Origin of the sequence: Caballeronia sp. dw_19, assembly GCF_018449515.1 — a bacterium.
Lineage (GTDB): Bacteria > Pseudomonadota > Gammaproteobacteria > Burkholderiales > Burkholderiaceae > Caballeronia.
Map to the genome: position 1 here is coordinate 36,182 of NZ_JAAVUQ010000013.1, position 18,853 is coordinate 55,034.

Below are 18,853 nucleotides of genomic sequence, written 5' to 3' on the forward strand. Positions count from 1 at the left end.
GGTTCAACAGCATCGTGCATTTCCCACCCGCCCTCATTATTCAATCGTCTGTTGAAGTTCAAGCCTGGCGCTGCGCGTATGTGTTTCCGGCATCTTCAGATAGACGAGCAAGGAGATGGCAGACCATGCCGTGACGTACCAGTAAAAATAGTGCTCGTGCCCGATCGACTTGAACTTCAGCGCGACAAATTCCGTGGTGCCGCCGAGGATGGCCGTGGTCAAGGCATAAGGCAGGCCCACAGCCAGCGCTCGAATGCGCACGGGAAACAGTTCGGTTTTAGCCAGCATGTGGACCGACGTAAAGCCGCTCAGCATGAAGAGCCCGCAAAAAGACAAGACAAACGCAACCAGCGGATCGTGCGTGGTTGCAAGCGTGCTGAAAATGGGCACGGAAAATAGCGTACAACTCAGCCCGAAAAAGATCAGAACGGGCCGGCGTCCGAGAATGTCGGAGGCGAGGCCAAAAAGCGGCTGCAACGGCATATACAGCAGCAGCGCCGCGGCTGAGACGAGCGTGGCCGTTTCCCTGCCGAGCCCGACGGTATTAACAAGGAACTTCTGCATATACACGGTGTAGGTGTAGAAACCCACCGTCCCGCCCACCGTAATTCCGACAGCCAATAAAAGTTGCCGCCAGTGAAGCAGCATTTCGCGGCTGATGGGTGGACCGTGCCGTGTTCCGCTGTGTTGGAACGCCTCGCTCTCCACCACGTTGCGTCGCATGTAGAGCGCAAACAATGCAAGTACGCCGCCAATCACAAACGGGATTCTCCACGCCCACCGGTCGATCTGCCCGACGGTGAACAGCAAGTGCTGCATGACCAGCAGCAGACCGAGCGCCAGCAACTGACCCGCCACCACGCTGACCTGCAGGAATCCAAGGTAAAAGCCCCGACGGTTCGCCGGCGCGATCTCACTGAGATAGGTGGCGCTCGTGCCGTATTCGCCACCCATGCTCAAACCTTGCAACAGCCGCGCAAGGATCAGGATGGCGGGAGCGAAAGCCCCGATAGTCGCGTAGCCCGGCGTAACAGCAATGATCAGCGATCCAATGCACATCACCGATACCGACCAGGTCAACGCCGACTTACGGCCACGGCGATCCGCATACAACCCGATCAACCAACTGCCGACCGGACGGGCCACATACCCTACTGCCGCGATTGCCGCGGCGTTCATCAACTGGACCGTGGCGTTGTCGCTGGGAAAAAACGCCTTGGCGAAGTAGATGGAAAAGATGCTGTACGCGAGAAAGTCGTACCACTCGATCAGGTTACCGGCCAGGCCCCCTGCAATGGATCTCAACAGCGCGGGCCGAGCCGAAGCTCCTTCCATTCGAGGGGCGCTCATAGTCAGTCTCCTTTTGTTTGTTATGCGGTGAAGCTCGCGTGTCCGCTGTCTTTGCGTCTTTACGGCGCGGCCGGCTTAGTCATCATGCGCGGCGTATTTTTTGTCGAGCTGGTCGTAGAACGGTTTGTCGACCAGCCGCTGGCGCTCGCTGAACGGCACCACGAGGTCCGGATCTTCGTCGAGCCTTCCTTGATCCTTGAGCACGTTCAAAGCCCGCTGCATGCCGCGTACGGCGCTCTGTAGCGGTGCGTTCGCGTAGAGCGCTATCCCGAAGCCAAGTTCCGCCAGTCTGGATTGCGGCAAGGTCGGCGTCTTGCCGCCAATCACGATGTTGATAAGCTGAGGCGCGTCGAACATCGCGGGCAGGCGTTGGATCTCCTCGATCGTTTCAACCGCCTCAATGAAAAGAACATCTGCACCCGCTTCGGCGAAACGGTGCCCGCGTTCGATGGCGGCATCGAATCCATGGGTCGCGCAGGCATCGGTACGGGCAACGATCAGCAGATTGGGGTCCTCGCGAGCATCAACCGCAGCGTGCAGTTTGCCGACCATCTCGCTCGTCGATATAACCGCCTTGCCGGCGAAGTGCCCGCACTTCTTGGGGCTCACCTGGTCTTCTAACTGGATGGCGTCGGCGCCCGCGCGTTCCAGGGTACGAACTGCATGACGCACGTTGAGCGCGTTGCCGTAGCCGGTATCGGCATCGACGATAAGCGGCAGGTCCACCGCGTCGCGGATACGCGCGGTATGGTCAGCCATTTCGTGCAGGCCGACAAACCCCAGATCCGGAAGTCCAAGAAACATGTTGGTCACACCGGCGCCGGTGATATACAACGCGCCGAAACCGGTATCGGCAGCAACGCGCGCGCTCAGCGCGTTGAACGCACCGGGCACGAGCAACGCGTGCCGGCTTTCGACCAGCGAGCGGAAGGCGCTACGACGTTCAGCAGATAGAAGCGACATGGTTGAACTCTCCGTGTTGAAGTTAGTGACGTTAGTGACATTGGCGATGTAAGGGGCAATTTATTCAAAATAATTAGCATGGCTGATCACTTACCGAGATCCGCAAACGTTAGCTGTTGTGGAGCACGACGTACGCAGTGGGCCGGTATACATCTTCAGTAGTCGCCACGGCAATAACTCGACCTTCAACGCTCAAAAACGATTGACTATATTGTCGCAAGAATGGTAGCAGGTACACTAGCGCTGCCCGTGTATTCCGCGCCATGCAACACCTGTTCCGTCCGTTCAATGTAGTACTGTCTGGCAATCGCTTTTGCACGTAACTGCTGCAACGAAATGACTGCAAAGCGACTGCAAAGCAACTGCTGCAGAGCATTTCGGTGTGACCCAAAAGTGATGGGTTTTGTGATGAATGACGGTCGCCTTGCCCCGCAACTGCTTCAAATTATTTTTTCGTAAAGATTTAGCATCCATTAAAAGACTGAGCCAGATTTATGCATGCCAGAAAATTTAAATTTTACGCAAAAAATGTTATTTTCGATCTTTTTCCATCATTGATTTTTGAAAAAAGATATGACCGCATGTTCAGGAATCTGGACGAACAGCAATGGACTTACATCCGCTCACGCGCCAATTATTATAATAAGCTTGAGCAGCAATTTGTCCTGAATGAAACGGCGAGTCGCAGCAGCGCGTTGCCTTTGCGCGGCAATCCAAGCGCCTACTACTATGATTTCAAAGAGATATCCCGGTACTTCGCGCGCTCCTTAAAATTTAACTATGTTTTCACGGACATTAAAGAAGCAGTAGATGAACCGACGCTTCTTAAAACCAGGCCACTCACTGAAGCCAATGAAAATTCCGTCATATTGAAGCTGGACAAAATGAGGCACTTCAATTTTATTGAAGACACGCGATCATTCGAAAGCAAAATCGACATGGCCGTTTTTCGAGGTGCGTGCTACCAGGAGCACCGAAAATCATTTGTCGCCAAGTATCACGATTTACCAATGGCCGACATTGGCGACACTGACGACTCCAGAAAAGGTCAACACGGTCATCGACCTTATATGAGTATTTCTGACCAGTTGAAGTACAAGTTCGTGATCAGTCTGGAAGGTAATGACGTCGCAACCAACTTGAAATGGATCATGCTTTCAAATTCCGTCTGCTTTATGCGCAGGCCGCGGGTGGAAAGCTGGTTTATGGAAGGTTCCCTGATCCCCGACCACCACTATGTACTTCTGGACGATGAATTTTCCGACCTGGAAGACAAAATAAATTATTACACCAAGCATACAGACAAGGCCATGGCGATAATCAAAAACGCCAATCGGTACGCCATGCAGTTTCTTGACACACGACGGGAAAAGCTTATTTCACTGCTGGTACTCAGAAAGTATTTCGATCTTTCCGGTCAGTGAAGGATCTGTCATATCGCAGACATGTTCGCCGCATGTCCATGCCGTGCATGCTCCGTCGGTCAGGACAGACGTTCTTCCAGTGAGACCCTGAGTCTGCCGGGCGTCACGCCGTAGACTTCCTTGAAGCCACGGATGAAATGCGCGGAGTCGGCAAAACCGCATTCATAGGCAATTACCGTGATGCGTTTTTCCGTATTGAGCAGTAGCCAGCGCGCGTATCGAAGCCGCATCGTCCGGTAAAACTCCTTGGGGGACACCCCCATTTCAGTCAGGAAATTACGTTCGAGTTGCCTGACGCTTGTACCCGTCATCTTCGCGATCACTGTGACGTTGAGCGGCGCCTCCAGGTTTTCCTCCATCAGCACAATAGCGTGCCGTACCAGCAGATCACCGACTGCCAGATAGCCCAGTGCCTTGCGGCGCTCCACAAACGACGTACCGCCGTGACGGCTCACTGTCATTTGATGAATCACCTTGGAGGCTCTGTCCGAGCCGCAGTGCAAGCTGATCAAACGCGTTGCCAACTCAATGACGGACACGCCGCCGGCGCACGTAATACGGTTGCCGTCGATCAGGTAGTCTGAATTGGCGATGACCCGCAAGTCCGGGAACATCGTCTTGTAGTCCTCCAGATGGAACGTGTGGACGCAAGCAACACGGTCCCGCATCAAGCCAGCTTTCGCCAGCACGAAACTGCCGGTGCACATACCGATCAGCGGCACGCCTTCGGCGTCAGCCTGGCGCAAATAATCCCAGTAGCGCCGGTCGACCTGTTCAAGTTTCGGCAGGAGGCCACCAATCACCACGAGGTAATCGAATTGCCGCGGCGAGCCCTGTACGGCATGCACCGGCACGGCTACTCCGCAACTCGCTTCCACGGTTTCATCGGCCATGCCGAGCAGCATCCATGCGCAACGCAGCGGACGGCTCTGGTCGCCGAGATCGGCTGCATGGCGCAACGCATCGCAGAAGCCCGCCAGCGAGAGCAGGGGGAAGGTGGGCCAGAGAAGAAATCCGATGTTGAGCTCGGCACCCGAGCGCGACGCGTTGGCCTCTCGTTTGACGCTGGCGCGATCGAGCCGATCGACGAGATCCCGGCCAAGCGACGGCTCCCGGCCATCGGGCAGTGTTTTTTCGCGTGCCATGACGTTCCCGCAAGGCGTTGGTGAGCCCGAGTATATAAGTCAAAAAATAGCCTTGCCCGCCATGTCGCATTTCTTCTATTTTTTTGCGAGTCGGTGCAATGCCAGCCATTTTTTCCTCCCTAAAGTCGCTCCTGTCACCTGTCCCCGATCGATCACTGGCAAGCGTCAGTGCACCATCGTCCAGCAAGCTGCATAACGAGGAGAGTCTCATGTCGGCTAGATTTCACGGCGCGCTATATGCCAATATCGGAGTAGGTCTGGTCATGCTCGGCTCGGCCAGCGCGTTCGCAGACGAAGTTGTCAAAATTGGACATGCGGCGCCGTTGACCGGCGCAAATGCCGAGTGGGGAAAAGACACCGAGAACGGCGCCCGCCTGGCGGTGGAGGAAATCAACGCGAAGGGCCTCGTGATCGGCGGCCAGAAGGTAACGCTTGAGCTGGATGCACAAGATGACGCGTCGGACCCGCGCCAGGGCACGCAGGTGGCGCAGAAGCTCGTCGACGACCACGTCGTTGCCGTGGTGGGCCACATGAATTCGGGGACCACGATCCCCGCGTCGAAGATCTACAGCGATGCGGGGATCGTCGAGGTCTCCCCTTCAGCGACCAATCCGGTTTATACGCAACAAGGCTTCAAGACCGCCTACCGGGTTGTCGCAACCGACGCCCAGCAGGGTCCGGCGCTGGCCGACTATGCGAAGAAAACGCTCGGGGCGAAGTCGGTGGCAATCGTGGACGACGCGACGGCCTACGGCCAGGGGCTGGCCAATGAGTTCGAGAAGCAGGCGAAGGCGGACGGATTGACCGTGCTCTCACACGATGCAACCAACGACAAGGCGGTCGACTTCCGTTCGATTCTCACCAAGATCAAAGGCGAGCATCCGGACATCATCATGTACGGGGGAATGGACGCCACGGGCGGTCCGTTCGCGAAGCAGGCGCAACAGCTCGCCATTGCAGCACGCGTGCTGGGTGGTGACGGCCTGTGCGCCGATTCGCTCGCGAAACTGGCCGGCGGGGCAGCAGACAACGTCGTGTGTTCGATCGCCGGCATGCCGCTTCAGGAAATGCCAAACGGGCCCGCTTTTGAGCAACGCTACGAAGCACGCTTTCATCAGCACGTGCAGCTCAATGCCCCGTTCGCCTACGACGCGGTGTACATCATCGTCGACGCAATGAAGCGCGCCAACTCGACCAAAGCCCCGGACATTCTTGCAGCGATGCCGAGCGCAGATTTCGTCGGCGTACTGGGCCGCACGCAGTTCGACGCGCACGGCGATCTGAAGCAGGGTGCGATCTCGCTGTATGACTACAAACGCGGCAAGCAAACGCTGCTCACCGTCGTGAAGATGTAGTGCTCGTGGACGTCCCTGTTCCAGGTGCGGGCGTAGTCGCCCTGACCGCCCCGCCGAAAGCGCGGATTGTACTGATTGGCACCGGCGGCACGATCGCAGGCCGCGGTGCATCGCCAGTCAACACGTCGGCGTACGACTGCTCCGTGCTGTCCATCGACCAGATTATTGGCGGTCTTCCTGACGCGGCATCAGTTGCCGACATCCGCACCGAACAGCTATTTCAGTGCGGCTCGGAGAATTTCGGCAGCGGGCAACTGCTGCAGCTGGGCAAGCGGATTTCGGCGTTGCTGAAACGGGATGACGTGGATGGCGTTGTCGTCACGCACGGCACCGATACAATCGATGAAACCGCTTATTTCCTGCATCTGACGCTCAAAAGCGCGAAGCCGGTAGTCGTGGTGGGCGCGATGCGTCCCCCCTCCGCGCTCAGTTCGGACGGACCGCTTAACCTCTATAACGCGATAGTCGTGGCGGCGAGTCCGTCAGCCCACGGCAAAGGCACGCTGGTTGTTGCAAACGATGAGATTCACACGGCGCGTGATGTTGCGAAGACCAATACGTTCAAGCAAGAAGCGTTCAGATCCCCCTATGGTCCCTTGGGATATATCGTCGACGGCAAGCCGGTCTTTTATCGATTGCCGGCGCGTCGGCATACGGTGCAAAGCGAATGGTCGATCGACGAGATCGACGAGTTGCCGGAGGTCGGTATCCTCTATGCACACGGCGGCATGAACGTCGCAATGGTCCGCGCCATGCTCGACTCTGGTGTTAAGGCGATCATCTATGCGGCGACCGGCAACGGCAATGTGGCGACCTCGGTAGTAGCCTCGCTGGTCGACGCGAGATTACGCGGCATTCACATCGTCCGGGGTTCGCGCACGGGAAGCGGCGTGGTCATCCGTAATGCCGCGCAGCCCGATGACCGCTACGACTGGCTGGTAACGGACGATCAGGTTCCGCACAAGGCGCGCATCCTGATGATGCTGGCGCTCACCGGAGAACAATGCACACGAAAACTTCAGAACGCGTTTTTGACGTATTGATTCGGTTTCCTACTGATTCCATAAGACCCTGACTACTGCACTATTCATAAGGTCTTGACCCAGCCAAGCGCATCATCCGCGAACTTTCGAAGCAGTCGGACAAGCTCGCCGACGTCTTTTTCTTCCCAGCCGGCAAGCAATTCTTCGATGATCTTCTGACGCGCCGCGTCCAGTGCGTCCGTCATGACCCGCCCCTGATCCGTAATGACAGCCGCGCGAACCCGGCCGTCATTCGGGCTTGCACACCGCGAAACAAGTCCGAGGCTTTCCAGCTTCGTGATCTGCCTGCTGACCGTGCTGTAATCGCGCCCCGCGAGTTCCGCCAACTCGACAATACCAAGCGGCCCCCGCCGCTCGATCCTTGCAAGCAGAGGGAAAAGTGCACGATCCAGATCGATCCCTGCCGCTTCAATAAGGGCAGCGTCCGGTTGCGGCCGATTAAGCACGCCCGTCAGGTCCAATAGTGCTTCCCGCAACTCGCGTATCTCTTTCCCCATCGCGATTCGATTCCTTGTCAATGTCTTTATATGTGTATAATACACATATATTGGATGATCCAATCCCAGATAAAGCGTACGCTCGGATACTTGGAAAAGGAGAGCAGATATGAAAGCAGCACTCGTTAAAGAACTCGGCGCGACGCCGGTTTATGCCGACTTCACCGAGCCGGCTGTCACCGAAGGCATGGCCCGTGTCGCGGTTGTAGCATCCGCGCTGAGTCATGTCACCAAGAGCCGGGCCTCGGGCAAGCACTATAGCGCCTCCGCGACGTTCCCTTTCGTGCCTGGGGTCGACGGCACCGGTGTTCTAGAAGACGGCACGCGTGTCTATTTCGTGCTCCCCGAAGCCCCCTTCGGCGGCATGGCCGACTATTGCATCGTCGAAAAGGCGCGTTGTATTCCCTTGCCGGCGGCGCTTGATGATGTGACTGCGGCGGCAATCGCCATTCCGGGCATGTCGTCATGGGCGGCGTTGGCTGAACGTGCAAAGCTGGTGAAGGGAGAGACCGTACTGATCAATGGTGCAACAGGCGTATCGGGGCTGCTCGCCGTGCAGGTCGCCAAGTATCTGGGCGCAGGCAAGGTCATCGCGACCGGGCGGAACGCGGCAACCCTTCAGTCTCTGAAAGCGCTCGGCGCTGATGAGACGATCAGTCTCATGCAGGATAACGATGCACTCGAAAGCGCGTTCCAGCAGCAGTTTCAGCAGGGCGTTGGCGTCGTGCTCGACTATCTTTGGGGACAAAGCGCGGAGCTGTTGCTGGCGGCCGGCGCCAAAGCTTTGCCGGAGGCGATGCCGCTCCGGTTTGTTCAGATCGGAGCCATGAGCGCGGCAACCATCACGCTGCCTGGCGCAGCGCTTCGATCATCGGCCATCGAACTCATGGGCAGCGGTATTGGCAGCATTCCAATGCCGCGCCTCCTTGGTTCGATCCAGCACTTGTTGAACGCCACGGTCCCCGGCGGTTTCAAGATCGCGACGAACGCGGTGCCCTTGTCTCAGGTCGAGGATCACTGGGCCAACGAAAACCAGGCGCGCACCGTATTTACGACCGGGTTTCAACCGTGACGCACGTGAGGCCGGCGTGAAGCGCAGACCACCAACCAAGAGATAGATGCGGCCACCCGACCCGGATCACCGGGAGCCGCTGGCCAGGCAAAACCTGCTTAATGCGCCGCGCCAACACCTGAGTAATGACCATGCCGCTGGTGTGCGTGGCGCCCCATAGCAAGGCGATGCTCGCATGGACTTCGCCGGCGCTGCGCATTCGCGGCGATTTCGCCACTCCCACGTTGCGTCGCGTCTCGGCGCGTATGGCGCCAGAGCCATCTGCAATCTCGTCCAGCGTCGTCATCATGCGTGCCGGGCGTAACATTTTAAGAAGGTCGGATTATTAGAAAGGATTCCTACTATTTCAGTACCAATCCGCCTGACGCTCGTTCAAAAACACGTCTCGCCGTGCACGACTTCCCCAATCCTCCAGACATTCGACCCGCGTCGATCATCCACATGCGATCTTCGCGCTCCAATAGAAAGGTGCGTCAGTAAGATCCCGCTCGCACGGTACGGGCACATTAACTGCTGCTCTGTCGGCTTGCCGCCGCCCAACGGAGGTACATTCTTTAAGCTGCTTTACCCTCAAAATTCTGCGCAATCGTACGAACTAATTTCGTCAAAAAATCAGACGAAATGACCGGAGAGTATTGTGATGTCCAAGCATACCGAGTTGCCATCGGAGACCGACAGAACCGATACAGACTTCAGCCTTGACGCCGACCCGGCGTTTGCACAACCGCCCGTAAGATTCGGACGGCTTGCGCTCTGGATTGCCTCGGCAAGCGCGCTGGCAATCGGAATCATGGGTACGGTCGCGTATGGTGTCTGGTTCAATCAGGATCAGCACGCCTACGCCGAAGCCATGGAACACGCGCGGCAGACGCTCTGGATCGTGGAACCGGCGCCAGAAGCGACTCCGTTGGTGCAACCAACGGCCTCATCCGGTTTCGTCGCGTCGCCCCTGGCTCCTTCTCGTCCGGTCACCGTCGCCAGCGCCGATCTGATCGCGCCCGTGTCCGCCACTCAGTTCAATCGCCGCACAGTGCCTTCCGACTCGGCCGCGCCCAAGCTCGCTGTCACCCGCCCTCTTCGAGCGAGTTGCTCTGCAAACGTGGAACACCGCCGTGCGATGTCGCGCGCCAAGTCCAACGGCAACCTGTTCACCCGCATGAGTTCATTTTTTCATCGCGTAAGCTACCGGCAGCATGGCACCGAAAGCCAGCGAGATATCTACGCCCATCCGTGAGCGGCAGCGGGCTTACAAACCTGTCCAACCGATGCGTTTCAGGCCAGGTCCGGCTACGATCGCCTGCGTTTCCTTCCTCTGCCTGCTGATAGGTCTGCTGTTCCTTGCCTTACAAATCCGCACGATCTTCTCGGACCAGCTGAAGCAGGAATACAGCGGGCTCGTTCTCGAAGGCATCGAACGGGCGGAAAGCGCCCGCAACCTGGTCCGCGTCTGGCAACAACAAGCCGACGACAGCATCGCGAGATCGGGACAATCGAAACACCCGGGACACCCGGAACAACCCGACGACTACCGGCGTGCGCGAATTGATCTCGCCGCCCGCATCGCGTCGCTCGCGGCGCTGGTGAACGCGAGCCCGTCGGCGGCACCGCGCGTCCCTCAATCCGCCCTGTTGCCCGACGCCAATCTCGACGATACCGACGCGCTGCTCGCCGTGGAATCCGTGTACTGGCGAGCGCAGCGCAACAACGACAGCGCCGACGCACGCACCCGCATAACGCGCGTGGCGAGTACGTTGATCGTGTTGTCGGCATGTGTATTCGGCGCGCTGATCACCGCTTTGGGTATGTATGCAAAGCGCACGCGCCAACTGGCGGGCGAGTCGCACAAGTTCGAGCATGCAGCGCTGCACGACGCAATGACCGGCCTGCCCAACCGGCGGAAATTGTTCGCCACGCTGGCGGAAACAGCAGCGGGCTTATCGAGCTCAGCGGGCAATCCGACGCTCCCCAAAATTGCCGTGATTTATATCGACCTGGACGGGTTCAAGCAGGTCAACGACTCGCTCGGCCATCGCGTCGGCGACGAATTCCTGATTGCCGTTTCAAAGCGCTTTCGCAAGACTGTGCGTCTGGTTGATGTGGTCGCCCGCTTTGGCGGCGACGAGTTCGTTGTGCTGGTCCGCGAGTTTTCGACCAATGCCGAATTAGAAGCGATTGCACAGCGCCTGATCGACTGCGTGCTTCAGACGGACGAGCAGATGGGCATTGGATTTGTCCGCGCCAGCGTCGGCATAGCGAGCTTCCCGAATCCGGTCAGGGACTACCATCAGCTTGTTGCCGCCGCCGACGCAACCATGTACCAGGTAAAGCGCAACGGCAAGAACGGCTACGCGTTCGCGACACGGGTGAGCTGAGCAGGATCGTGTCGGTCCCAACACCCCCGCACTTCGCGCGCGGCATCCCCCCGCTTATCGGCAGGAACACGCAGAATCTGAAGGCGCACATTTCCCGATGGCGCTTGTCGCGTGCCCTGCATGAGAATCGCGTAACGAGCGCTATCGACTAGCCTGCCCGTTCTGGCGATCAGCTTGGCTCGCCTGAGTAAAAACCGGCATCGTCCGCTGTTTATTCAAGAAAACTAAACGATACCGGCCAAAGACCCAACCGAGGAAACCCACGCGTGCCGTGTTCGCCGCGACCCAGACCATGCTCAAGAACTTTACGATTCGCCGCGGACTCACGATTACCATCGCCGGTTACACGCTCGCGCTCGTGGCGGTGCTGCTTGCAGCCGCTGCGTGCCTGCGCCAGAGCAACCAGGCGCTGGAACAGATGGTCGCCACCGATACCGTCGCCATCACGCATCTCAAGACGAGTTCGCAACGGCTGCTGCAAGTGCGCCTTGCGCTCGGCAGCTTCGAGACGCTGTTCATGCTCGGCAAGGCTGGCGACGACTTGCTGCCCAACGCGCGCAAGACGCTGAAAGCAAGCGATACCGAGTTCGATGCATACCTCGCCAAGCCGCGCGACCGCCAGGAAGAGCCGCTGGTGCAAGCCGCCAGGACCGCGCGCGATGCGTTGATCGCCAAGGCGCTCAACCTTGAATTCGATGCCCTCGCGCAGAACGACTTCACGACGTTCCGCACGCTCCAGGTTCAGACGGCGGACGGTTTATACGCCACCTACGATCACGCGATGTCCGCGCTGGAAGCGTTCCAGATCGCGCATCAGCAAGACCGTTATGCGCAGGCACAGGCTCAGTTCCACATGATGGCGACAGCAGCCGTAATTGTCGCGGCGTTGGCGCTGGTGCTGGGGTTCATCGCACGAGCTGCGTTGAGCGCAGCGGTGATGAAGCCGATTGAGTCGGCAATTCACCACTTCGAACAGATCGCCGCGGGCGATCTGACAGCGAGTATCGATGCCTCGCGCGACAACGAAATGGGCCGCTTGTTTGCGGCACTCGGCAAGATGCAGCAGGGGCTTGTAGGGACGGTGCAACAGGTGCGCGGCGGCACGGGCGCGATCTCGCACGGCGCGCGTGAGATTGCGGCGGGCAATATCGATTTGTCGCAACGCACGGAAGAACAGGCGGCATCGTTGCAGCAAACGGCATCGAGCATGGAGCAGTTAACAGCCACCGTCCGCCAGAACGCCGATAACGCGCGGCAGGCGAGCGAACTGGCCGTCGATGCATCGGCGACAGCTGTGCGTGGCGGCACCGTCGTGGGCAAAGTCGTTCATACGATGGACGACATCGCGACGAGTTCGACGAGGATTGCGGACATCATCGGGGTGATCGAAGGGATTGCGTTCCAGACGAATATTCTCGCGCTCAACGCGGCGGTGGAAGCCGCGCGTGCGGGTGAACAAGGGCGGGGTTTTGCGGTGGTCGCGGCCGAAGTGCGCAACCTCGCGCAACGCAGCGCCGGAGCCGCGAAAGAGATCAAGGAGTTGATCAATGCATCGGCGGACAAGGTGCAGGCCGGCAACGTGCTGGCGGGACAAGCGGGCCAGACCATGAGCGAAGTGGTCGCGGCGGTGAAGCGGGTGTCGGACATCATTAGCGAGATCAGCGCGGCATCGAATGAGCAGACCGGCGGCATTGAACAGATCAACCGCGCGGTCGCGCAGATGGACGAGGTGACACAGCAAAATGCGGCGCTGGTGGAAGAAGCGGCTGCGGCTGCGGCGTCGCTTGAGCAGCAGGCGGAAAAGCTGGATGTCGCGGTGGCGGTGTTTCGGGTTTAAGGGCTTTCACCTGCTACCGCAGCCACCGCAAACACCGTGCGGTAATAAGCACGCCCTTGCGCCAGGTGCGATTCAAAAGCGAATCCGCGGCTCAACATGTCGTTCATATCGGCGCGGGTGATTTTCATCACATAACTGTGCTCAGTCGTGACCAACCGGCAACTCCCCGACGCCTCCGATGCGCTGAACCACTTGCCCGCATCAGCATGACCCGCCGGGTAGGTGTGGCTGTCACGTTCCACTTGCCAGCGGCCATCGAGCAGGATCCAGAAGTCATCGCTCTTATCCGCCACTGAACAATCCGCGACCACCGTGCCCGCCTCCGCTTCCCACTCGCGCGAGTGATCGATGGTCCAGCGCAACTGTTCAGTATTGAGCCCCGTAAAAAACGGCGTCTTCCTGAGCAGATACAAATACGTCGTCGATGCTTTCATGGTCTTGCCCTCCGGTTCCGCGTGGCCCTGCTGACCGCACGCAGCGGTCAGCATAAGAAGCCCAAGCCAGGCGCCGCGAACAATACGCCCGGCCCTTGTCACGCTTATCATCGTGACACCTTCGCCTCAAGCAGATCGCCCATGCCGATGCGCTTCGCGAATTCAATCCGCACCCGCTCGGACACCTCCAGCACCTGCGCCGCGCCATCGCCGACAAAATCGATCACTGAGCGCATCGGCCGTGTGCCTTTCGCAAGCCCGACAATGCGCACGACTTCATCCGCGACCGCACAGGGATCAGCGTCAGGCGGTGTCAAAGACGTCAAGCGCTCGCCGATCTGGTCCATCACGCCGTCGTATCGGGCATAGGCTACGGCCGTGGCAGTGTCCGCTGGTTTGCCTGCGCTCGGGAAGTGGTCGGTGCCGCTGGTGAATGCGCCCGGCACGACAATCGATGTCTCCACGCCAAAGCGTGCAAGTTCATAAGCAAGCGTGACAGCGAGCGAATCCATGGCCGCCTTCGCCGCGCCATAAGGGCCCATGAACGGCGGGAAACCACCCTTGGTCGTGGTGCTGCTGATCCACAGCACCAGCCCGGATTCCTGCTTGCGCATATAAGGCAGCACCGCACGGTTGACGCGCTGCGCGCCGAACAGATTGGTGTCGAACACCTTCATCATTTCTTCCGGCGTGAATGCTTCCGTCGGACCGACCACCAGATGCCCCGCGTTCTGCATCACCACGTCAATCCTGCCTTGCTCGCGGATGATAGTCGCGGCGGCGGCATCGGCGGAATCCTGCGAGAGGACATCGAGTTCCAGCGGGATCAACGTGATCCCCTTTTCCGCCGATACGGCGCGCAGTTCATCGGCACGACCGCGATTGCGGCCCTCCACATCGCGCATGGTCGCGTACACAATGTGCCCCGCTTCGGCCAGCGCCAACGCGCTCAACTTGCCAATGCCCGTGCCTGCGCCCGTTACCAAAATGACTGATTTCATGGTGATTCTCCAAAACGTTTAGCTAAGCTGATGTTCTCAATTTATTAAGCAATACCGCCATTGGCGCGCAGGATCTGGCCGTTGACCCAGCCCGCATCCGGACCGGCGAGGAACGACACGACTGAAGCAATGTCTTCGGGCTGACCGAGGCGTTGCAGCGGCGGCATTTTCGCGAAGGTCTGGATCTGTTCTTCGGTCTTGCCATCGAGGAAAAGCGAGGTTGCGATCGGGCCGGGAGCAACCGCGTTCACCGTGATATTGCGGCCGCGCAGTTCCTTCGCGAACACATGCGTGAACGCTTCAACGGCTGCTTTCGTCGCGTTGTAGACGGCGTAGCCGGGCATGTTCAGGGCGAGCGTCGTGCTCGAAAAATTGATGATGCGGCCGCCGTCGTTCATCCGCGCCGCCGCTTCGCGCAGCGTGTTGAAGGTGCCGCGAACGTTGATGCCGAAGGTCTGCTCGTAAAGCGCGTCGGAGGTTTCGGCCAGCGGGACCGTCTTCAGCACGCCGGCGTTGTTCACCAGTACATCGACCTTGCCGAGTTGCTGCTCGGTCGCCTCGAACATGGCGCGGACTTCGTCGGCGTTCGCTACGTCGGCCTTGACCGCGATCGCTTTCGTGCCCTGCGTGGCGAGCTCCGCGACAAGCGCGTCGGCTTCTTTCGAACTCGATGCGTAGTTGATGACTACTGCAAAACCGTCGTTGGCGAGACGCCGCGCCACTGCTGCGCCAATGCCGCGCGATGCGCCCGTGACAATGGCTACCTGGCTGTTCTTGACCGTGTTCATGATTCGCTCCTTTGGGTGGTGAGTGCGTGGAATGAAGTATCGATCATTCACATTGATTGATAATTACTTTGAATTTGGTAATATCGTTCCATTTACTTTAACAATCACTGCTCGCGAGTCGCCCATGGACCGGTTTCAGGAAATGCAGGTGTTTATTCGTATCGCGGAGCGGAGCAGCTTTACGCACGCCGCCGACGACCTGCAGATACCGCGCGCCACTGTCACCAACCTGCTCAAGCGCATGGAGGAGCGGCTTGGGACGCGGCTGCTTGAGCGCACGACGCGCACGGTGCGCCTCACGCACGACGGCGAGGCGTTCTACCGGCGCTGCGTGCGACTGGTCGCGGACATGGAGGAAGCGGAGGGATCGTTCCGCAATGTCGCGCCGAAGGGTCTGCTGCGCGTGAATTTGCAGGGAACGCTTGCGCGGCATTTCGTGGTGCCGGCGCTGCCTGATTTCGTCGCGCAGTATCCGGACATCGAATTGCAGATTGGCGAGGACGACCGGTTGGTGGATCTGGTGCGCGAGGGTATCGACTGCGTGTTGCGCGCCGGAACGCTCCAGGATTCGTCGATGGTCGGACGCCGCGTCGCGCTGATGGAGCAGGTGACGGTGGCGAGTCCCGCTTATCTCCAGCAGTTCGGGGAGCCGGAGACGCTTGAGGCGCTGGGCGCGCATCGGGCGGTTAACTATCTGTCGAGTGGATCGGGGCGGGTGTTGCCCATGGAATTTTCCGTCGATGGCCACGTGATCGAGATTCAGCTCGCCGCGGTGGTGTCGGTCACTGGCGCGGATTTATACACGGGGTCAGCAGTCGCGGGATTGGGACTGGTCCAAGTGCCGCGGTATCGGGTGATAGGGGAATTATCGGCGGGGACGCTGAAGGTCGTGCTTGATGCGTTTCCGCCGCCCCCTATGCCGGTTTCGGTTTTGTATCCGCAGAACCGGCAGTTATCGGCGAGAGTCCGGGTGTTTGCGCAATGGGTCCGGGAGATTTTTGAAGCGGCGGGTTGAAGGGGTTGATTTGATTCGAACGATCGCGCAAACGCACCTCTTCCATGGCATGTAGACCGGCGGATGCGCGGTGGTCACGTTGAGCTGGTATTCCTCGTAGAAATCCGACAGCGCGGTATGCGGGGGTATGCAGCACGAACGGCTTCGGCTCGCTCAGCACGCTCGGCATGCGCGCCGCCGCCAATTCCAGCAACGCCACCGCCTGTCGCCATGACCTGTCGTAGCGGTCGCGCTCGGTCCTCACCGACGCTATCGGACATATTGGTACATTCGATTGAGAGTTGTCATTGCAAACTGGTATCGTAACTATCCGCCAAAAAGACGAACGGAGTCCGTATGAGCACGCCAATCGACACCCCCACACCTGAAGCCGCCAAATGCCCGTTCCACGGCGCCCCGAAGCAGGCCGCCGGCGGCGGCACCGGAAACCGCGACTGGTGGCCCACCCAGCTGCGCGTGGATCTGCTGAATCAGCATTCCAACCGCTCCACCCCCCTGGGCGAACGCTTCAACTATCGCGAAGAGTTCAAGAAACTCGACTACACCGCACTCAAGGCCGACCTCAAGACGGTGCTGAAAGATTCGCAGGAATGGTGGCCGGCCGACTGGGGCAGCTACGCGGGCCTGTTCATCCGCATGGCCTGGCATAGCGCCGGCACCTATCGGATGGTCGATGGCCGTGGCGGTGCGGGTCGCGGGCAGCAACGCTTCGCTCCGCTCAACTCCTGGCCGGACAACGTCAGCCTCGACAAGGCGCGCCGCCTGCTGTGGCCGATCAAGCAAAAGTATGGGCAGAAGATATCCTGGGCCGATCTGATCGTGCTGGCCGGCAACGTGGCGCTGGAGAACGCGAGCTTCCGCACATTCGGTTTCGGCGCCGGCCGCGAGGACGTGTGGGAACCGGACCTCGACGTGAACTGGGGCGATGAAAAGACCTGGCTGGTCCACCGTAACCCCGAAACCCTGGCGCAGAACCCGCTGTCCGCCACCGAGATGGGCCTGATCTACGTCAATCCCGAAGGCCCGAACGCCAGTGGCGATCCGGTGACGGCTGCGCCCGCCATCCGTGCAACGTTCGGCAACATGGCGATGAACGATGAGGAAATCGTCGCGCTGATCGCCGGCGGCCACACACTTGGCAAAACCCACGGCGCCGGTTCGGCTGAGCAGGTGGGCGACAACCCGGAAGCCGCGTCGCTCGAAGCACAAGGTCTCGGCTGGGCCAGCAGTTACGGCAAGGGTGCCGGCGCGGATGCGATCACGTCGGGCCTCGAAGTGATCTGGACCCAGACGCCGACCCAGTGGAGCAACCACTTTTTCGAGAACCTGTTCAAGTACGAATGGGTGCAGACGCACAGCCCCGCCGGCGCTATCCAGTTCGAGGCCAAGGACGCGCCGGACATCATCCCCGATCCGTTCGACCCGTCGAAAAAGCGCAAGCCGACGATGCTGGTCACCGACCTGACGCTGCGCTACGACCCGGAATTCGAGAAGATTTCGCGCCGCTTCCTCAACGATCCGCAAGCCTTCAATGAAGCGTTCGCGCGCGCGTGGTTCAAGCTGACCCACCGCGACATGGGTCCGAAGGCGCGCTACCTCGGCCCGGAAGTGCCGAAAGAAGACCTGATCTGGCAAGACCCGCTGCCGGCACCCGTTCACAACCCGAGCGCCGCCGACATCGCCGGCCTGAAGGCAAAGCTCGCCGAGTCTGGCCTGTCGGTCAGCGAGCTGGTCTCGGTCGCGTGGGCCTCGGCTTCGACCTTCCGCGGCGGCGACAAGCGCGGAGGGGCCAACGGAGCGCGGCTCGCGCTGGCGCCACAGAAGGACTGGGAGGTCAACAAGATCGCCGCCGGCGTGCTGCCGAAGCTGCAGGCCATCCAGCAGGCATCCGGCAAGGCGTCGCTGGCCGACGTGATCGTGCTGGCGGGCGTAGTCGGCGTCGAGCAGGCAGTCGCTGCGGCGGGCGTCAAGATCGACGTGCCGTTCGCGGCGGGCCGGGTCGATGCGCGCCAGGAGCAGACCGATGTGGAATCGGTGGCCGTGCTCGAACCGATCGCCGATGGCTTGCGCAACTACCGCCGCTTGCAGGGCGGTCCCACGACCGAGACGCTGTTGATCGACAAGGCCCAGCAGTTGACGCTGACCGCGCCGGAACTGACCGTGTTGGTCGGTGGACTGCGTGTGCTTGGAGCCAACTTCGACGGCAGCCGTCACGGCGTGTTCACCGAGCGCGTCGGCGCGCTCAGCAACGACTTCTTCGTCAACCTGCTGGACATGGGTACCGCATGGAAGGCTGTCGATGCCGCCGCCGAGTTGTTCGAGGGACGTGACCGCAAGAGTGGCGAAGTGAAATACACCGGTACCCGCGTCGACCTGGTGTTCGGCTCCAACGCCGTGCTGCGCGCGCTGGCCGAGGTCTATGCGAGCAGCGATGCGAAGCAGAAGTTCGTCGAGGATTTCGTCGCGGCCTGGACAAAGGTGATGAATCTGGATCGCTTTGATCTGGCCTGAGTCTTGACTTGTGTTCGGCCCTGGCGAGCCGTTGGCCGGGGCCGGA

17 protein-coding genes are annotated in these 18,853 nt (G+C 59.7%); 9 read left to right on the forward strand and 8 right to left on the reverse strand.

Translation table 11 applies throughout. The features are described from left to right. Nucleotides 1–36: 36 nt before the first annotated feature. Nucleotides 37–1,350 (reverse strand): MFS transporter, encoded by a 1,314-nt coding sequence (locus HB376_RS18805; RefSeq protein WP_213765176.1) that lies wholly within the window; start codon nt 1,348–1,350, stop codon nt 37–39. A 75-nt stretch (nt 1,351–1,425) separates the two neighbouring features. Continuing rightward, nucleotides 1,426–2,313 carry an oxaloacetate decarboxylase gene (locus tag HB376_RS18810; protein WP_213765177.1) on the reverse strand — a complete coding sequence of 296 codons (888 nt, stop codon included), beginning with the start codon at nt 2,311–2,313 and terminating at the stop codon, nt 1,426–1,428. 494 nt (nt 2,314–2,807) lie between these two features. Between HB376_RS18810 and HB376_RS18815 the strand changes: the two genes are divergently transcribed. Next, the gene (locus tag HB376_RS18815; protein ID WP_213765178.1) at nt 2,808–3,737 is read left to right on the forward strand and encodes a glycosyl transferase family 90; all 930 of its coding nucleotides are present in this window, start codon (nt 2,808–2,810) and stop codon (nt 3,735–3,737) included. 59 nt (nt 3,738–3,796) lie between these two features. On the opposite strand, the gene HB376_RS18820 is transcribed toward HB376_RS18815, so the two are convergent. Beyond that, nucleotides 3,797–4,882: a GlxA family transcriptional regulator gene (locus tag HB376_RS18820; protein ID WP_213765179.1), complete on the reverse strand. Its 1,086-nt coding sequence runs from the start codon at nt 4,880–4,882 to the stop codon at nt 3,797–3,799. 263 nt (nt 4,883–5,145) lie between these two features. Here HB376_RS18820 and HB376_RS18825 point away from each other — a divergent pair, with 263 nt between their 5' ends. Further along, on the forward strand, nt 5,146–6,237 hold the full coding sequence (locus tag HB376_RS18825; RefSeq protein WP_255631438.1) for a branched-chain amino acid ABC transporter substrate-binding protein: 1,092 nt from the start codon (nt 5,146–5,148) through the stop codon (nt 6,235–6,237). A 5-nt stretch (nt 6,238–6,242) separates the two neighbouring features. Continuing rightward, on the forward strand, nt 6,243–7,280 hold the full coding sequence (locus tag HB376_RS18830; protein WP_346730530.1) for an asparaginase: 1,038 nt from the start codon (nt 6,243–6,245) through the stop codon (nt 7,278–7,280). Nucleotides 7,281–7,324: 44 nt separating this feature from the next. Here HB376_RS18830 and HB376_RS18835 read toward each other — a convergent pair whose 3' ends face one another. Then, complete coding sequence (locus tag HB376_RS18835) at nt 7,325–7,777, reverse strand: MarR family transcriptional regulator (protein WP_213765182.1); 453 nt, start codon at nt 7,775–7,777, stop codon at nt 7,325–7,327. A 109-nt stretch (nt 7,778–7,886) separates the two neighbouring features. Between HB376_RS18835 and HB376_RS18840 the strand changes: the two genes are divergently transcribed. Then, nucleotides 7,887–8,849, forward strand: a complete 963-nt coding sequence (locus tag HB376_RS18840) for a zinc-binding dehydrogenase (RefSeq protein WP_213765183.1) — start codon at nt 7,887–7,889, stop codon at nt 8,847–8,849. Here HB376_RS18840 and HB376_RS18845 read toward each other — a convergent pair. After that, nucleotides 8,827–9,138 (reverse strand): hypothetical protein, encoded by a 312-nt coding sequence (locus HB376_RS18845; RefSeq protein WP_213765184.1) that lies wholly within the window; start codon nt 9,136–9,138, stop codon nt 8,827–8,829. The two genes, HB376_RS18840 and HB376_RS18845, sit on opposite strands and share 23 nt — an antisense overlap. A 351-nt stretch (nt 9,139–9,489) precedes the next feature. Between HB376_RS18845 and HB376_RS18850 the strand changes: the two genes are divergently transcribed. The 3 genes from HB376_RS18850 to HB376_RS18860 all read left to right on the forward strand — a co-directional run bounded on the left by HB376_RS18850 (nt 9,490) and on the right by HB376_RS18860 (nt 13,058). After that, nucleotides 9,490–10,083 (forward strand): hypothetical protein, encoded by a 594-nt coding sequence (locus HB376_RS18850; RefSeq protein WP_255631430.1) that lies wholly within the window; start codon nt 9,490–9,492, stop codon nt 10,081–10,083. Continuing rightward, nucleotides 10,043–11,221, forward strand: a complete 1,179-nt coding sequence (locus HB376_RS18855; RefSeq protein ID WP_213765185.1) for a GGDEF domain-containing protein — start codon at nt 10,043–10,045, stop codon at nt 11,219–11,221. The genes HB376_RS18850 and HB376_RS18855 overlap by 41 nt, the downstream gene beginning before the upstream one ends. Before the next feature lie 271 nt (nt 11,222–11,492). After that, nucleotides 11,493–13,058, forward strand: coding sequence for a methyl-accepting chemotaxis protein (locus HB376_RS18860; protein ID WP_346730525.1), 1,566 nt, complete (start codon nt 11,493–11,495; stop codon nt 13,056–13,058). On the opposite strand, the gene HB376_RS18865 is transcribed toward HB376_RS18860, so the two are convergent. From HB376_RS18865 to HB376_RS18875, 3 genes are all read right to left on the reverse strand, one after another. Beyond that, the gene (locus HB376_RS18865; protein ID WP_255631431.1) at nt 13,055–13,492 is read right to left on the reverse strand and encodes a hypothetical protein; all 438 of its coding nucleotides are present in this window, start codon (nt 13,490–13,492) and stop codon (nt 13,055–13,057) included. The genes HB376_RS18860 and HB376_RS18865 overlap by 4 nt on opposite strands. A gap of 107 nt (nt 13,493–13,599) precedes the next feature. Then, nucleotides 13,600–14,493, reverse strand: a complete 894-nt coding sequence (locus tag HB376_RS18870) for an SDR family oxidoreductase (protein WP_213765187.1) — start codon at nt 14,491–14,493, stop codon at nt 13,600–13,602. Nucleotides 14,494–14,537: 44 nt separating this feature from the next. Next, complete coding sequence (locus HB376_RS18875; RefSeq protein WP_213765188.1) at nt 14,538–15,281, reverse strand: SDR family oxidoreductase; 744 nt, start codon at nt 15,279–15,281, stop codon at nt 14,538–14,540. A gap of 124 nt (nt 15,282–15,405) precedes the next feature. Here HB376_RS18875 and HB376_RS18880 point away from each other — a divergent pair, with 124 nt between their 5' ends. Together HB376_RS18880 and katG are read left to right on the forward strand one after the other, a co-directional pair. Continuing rightward, on the forward strand, nt 15,406–16,296 hold the full coding sequence (locus tag HB376_RS18880) for a LysR family transcriptional regulator (RefSeq protein WP_213765189.1): 891 nt from the start codon (nt 15,406–15,408) through the stop codon (nt 16,294–16,296). A gap of 336 nt (nt 16,297–16,632) precedes the next feature. Then, nucleotides 16,633–18,807 carry a catalase/peroxidase HPI gene (katG, locus tag HB376_RS18885; RefSeq protein WP_213765190.1) on the forward strand — a complete coding sequence of 725 codons (2,175 nt, stop codon included), beginning with the start codon at nt 16,633–16,635 and terminating at the stop codon, nt 18,805–18,807. Nucleotides 18,808–18,853 lie beyond the last annotated feature (46 nt).

Coding starts and splice junctions, on each gene's coding strand:
- HB376_RS18840 (WP_213765183.1), top strand. CDS start 7,887: ATGAAAGCAGCACTCGTTAAAGAACTCGGCGCGACGCCGGTTTATGCC.
- HB376_RS18865 (WP_255631431.1), bottom strand. CDS start 13,492: ATGAAAGCATCGACGACGTATTTGTATCTGCTCAGGAAGACGCCGTTT.
- HB376_RS18805 (WP_213765176.1), bottom strand. CDS start 1,350: ATGAGCGCCCCTCGAATGGAAGGAGCTTCGGCTCGGCCCGCGCTGTTG.
- HB376_RS18815 (WP_213765178.1), top strand. CDS start 2,808: ATGCATGCCAGAAAATTTAAATTTTACGCAAAAAATGTTATTTTCGAT.
- HB376_RS18880 (WP_213765189.1), top strand. CDS start 15,406: ATGGACCGGTTTCAGGAAATGCAGGTGTTTATTCGTATCGCGGAGCGG.
- HB376_RS18825 (WP_255631438.1), top strand. CDS start 5,146: ATGCTCGGCTCGGCCAGCGCGTTCGCAGACGAAGTTGTCAAAATTGGA.
- HB376_RS18810 (WP_213765177.1), bottom strand. CDS start 2,313: ATGTCGCTTCTATCTGCTGAACGTCGTAGCGCCTTCCGCTCGCTGGTC.
- HB376_RS18850 (WP_255631430.1), top strand. CDS start 9,490: ATGTCCAAGCATACCGAGTTGCCATCGGAGACCGACAGAACCGATACA.
- katG (WP_213765190.1), top strand. CDS start 16,633: ATGAGCACGCCAATCGACACCCCCACACCTGAAGCCGCCAAATGCCCG.
- HB376_RS18835 (WP_213765182.1), bottom strand. CDS start 7,777: ATGGGGAAAGAGATACGCGAGTTGCGGGAAGCACTATTGGACCTGACG.
- HB376_RS18875 (WP_213765188.1), bottom strand. CDS start 15,281: ATGAACACGGTCAAGAACAGCCAGGTAGCCATTGTCACGGGCGCATCG.
- HB376_RS18820 (WP_213765179.1), bottom strand. CDS start 4,882: ATGGCACGCGAAAAAACACTGCCCGATGGCCGGGAGCCGTCGCTTGGC.
- HB376_RS18870 (WP_213765187.1), bottom strand. CDS start 14,493: ATGAAATCAGTCATTTTGGTAACGGGCGCAGGCACGGGCATTGGCAAG.
- HB376_RS18845 (WP_213765184.1), bottom strand. CDS start 9,138: ATGATGACGACGCTGGACGAGATTGCAGATGGCTCTGGCGCCATACGC.
- HB376_RS18855 (WP_213765185.1), top strand. CDS start 10,043: ATGGCACCGAAAGCCAGCGAGATATCTACGCCCATCCGTGAGCGGCAG.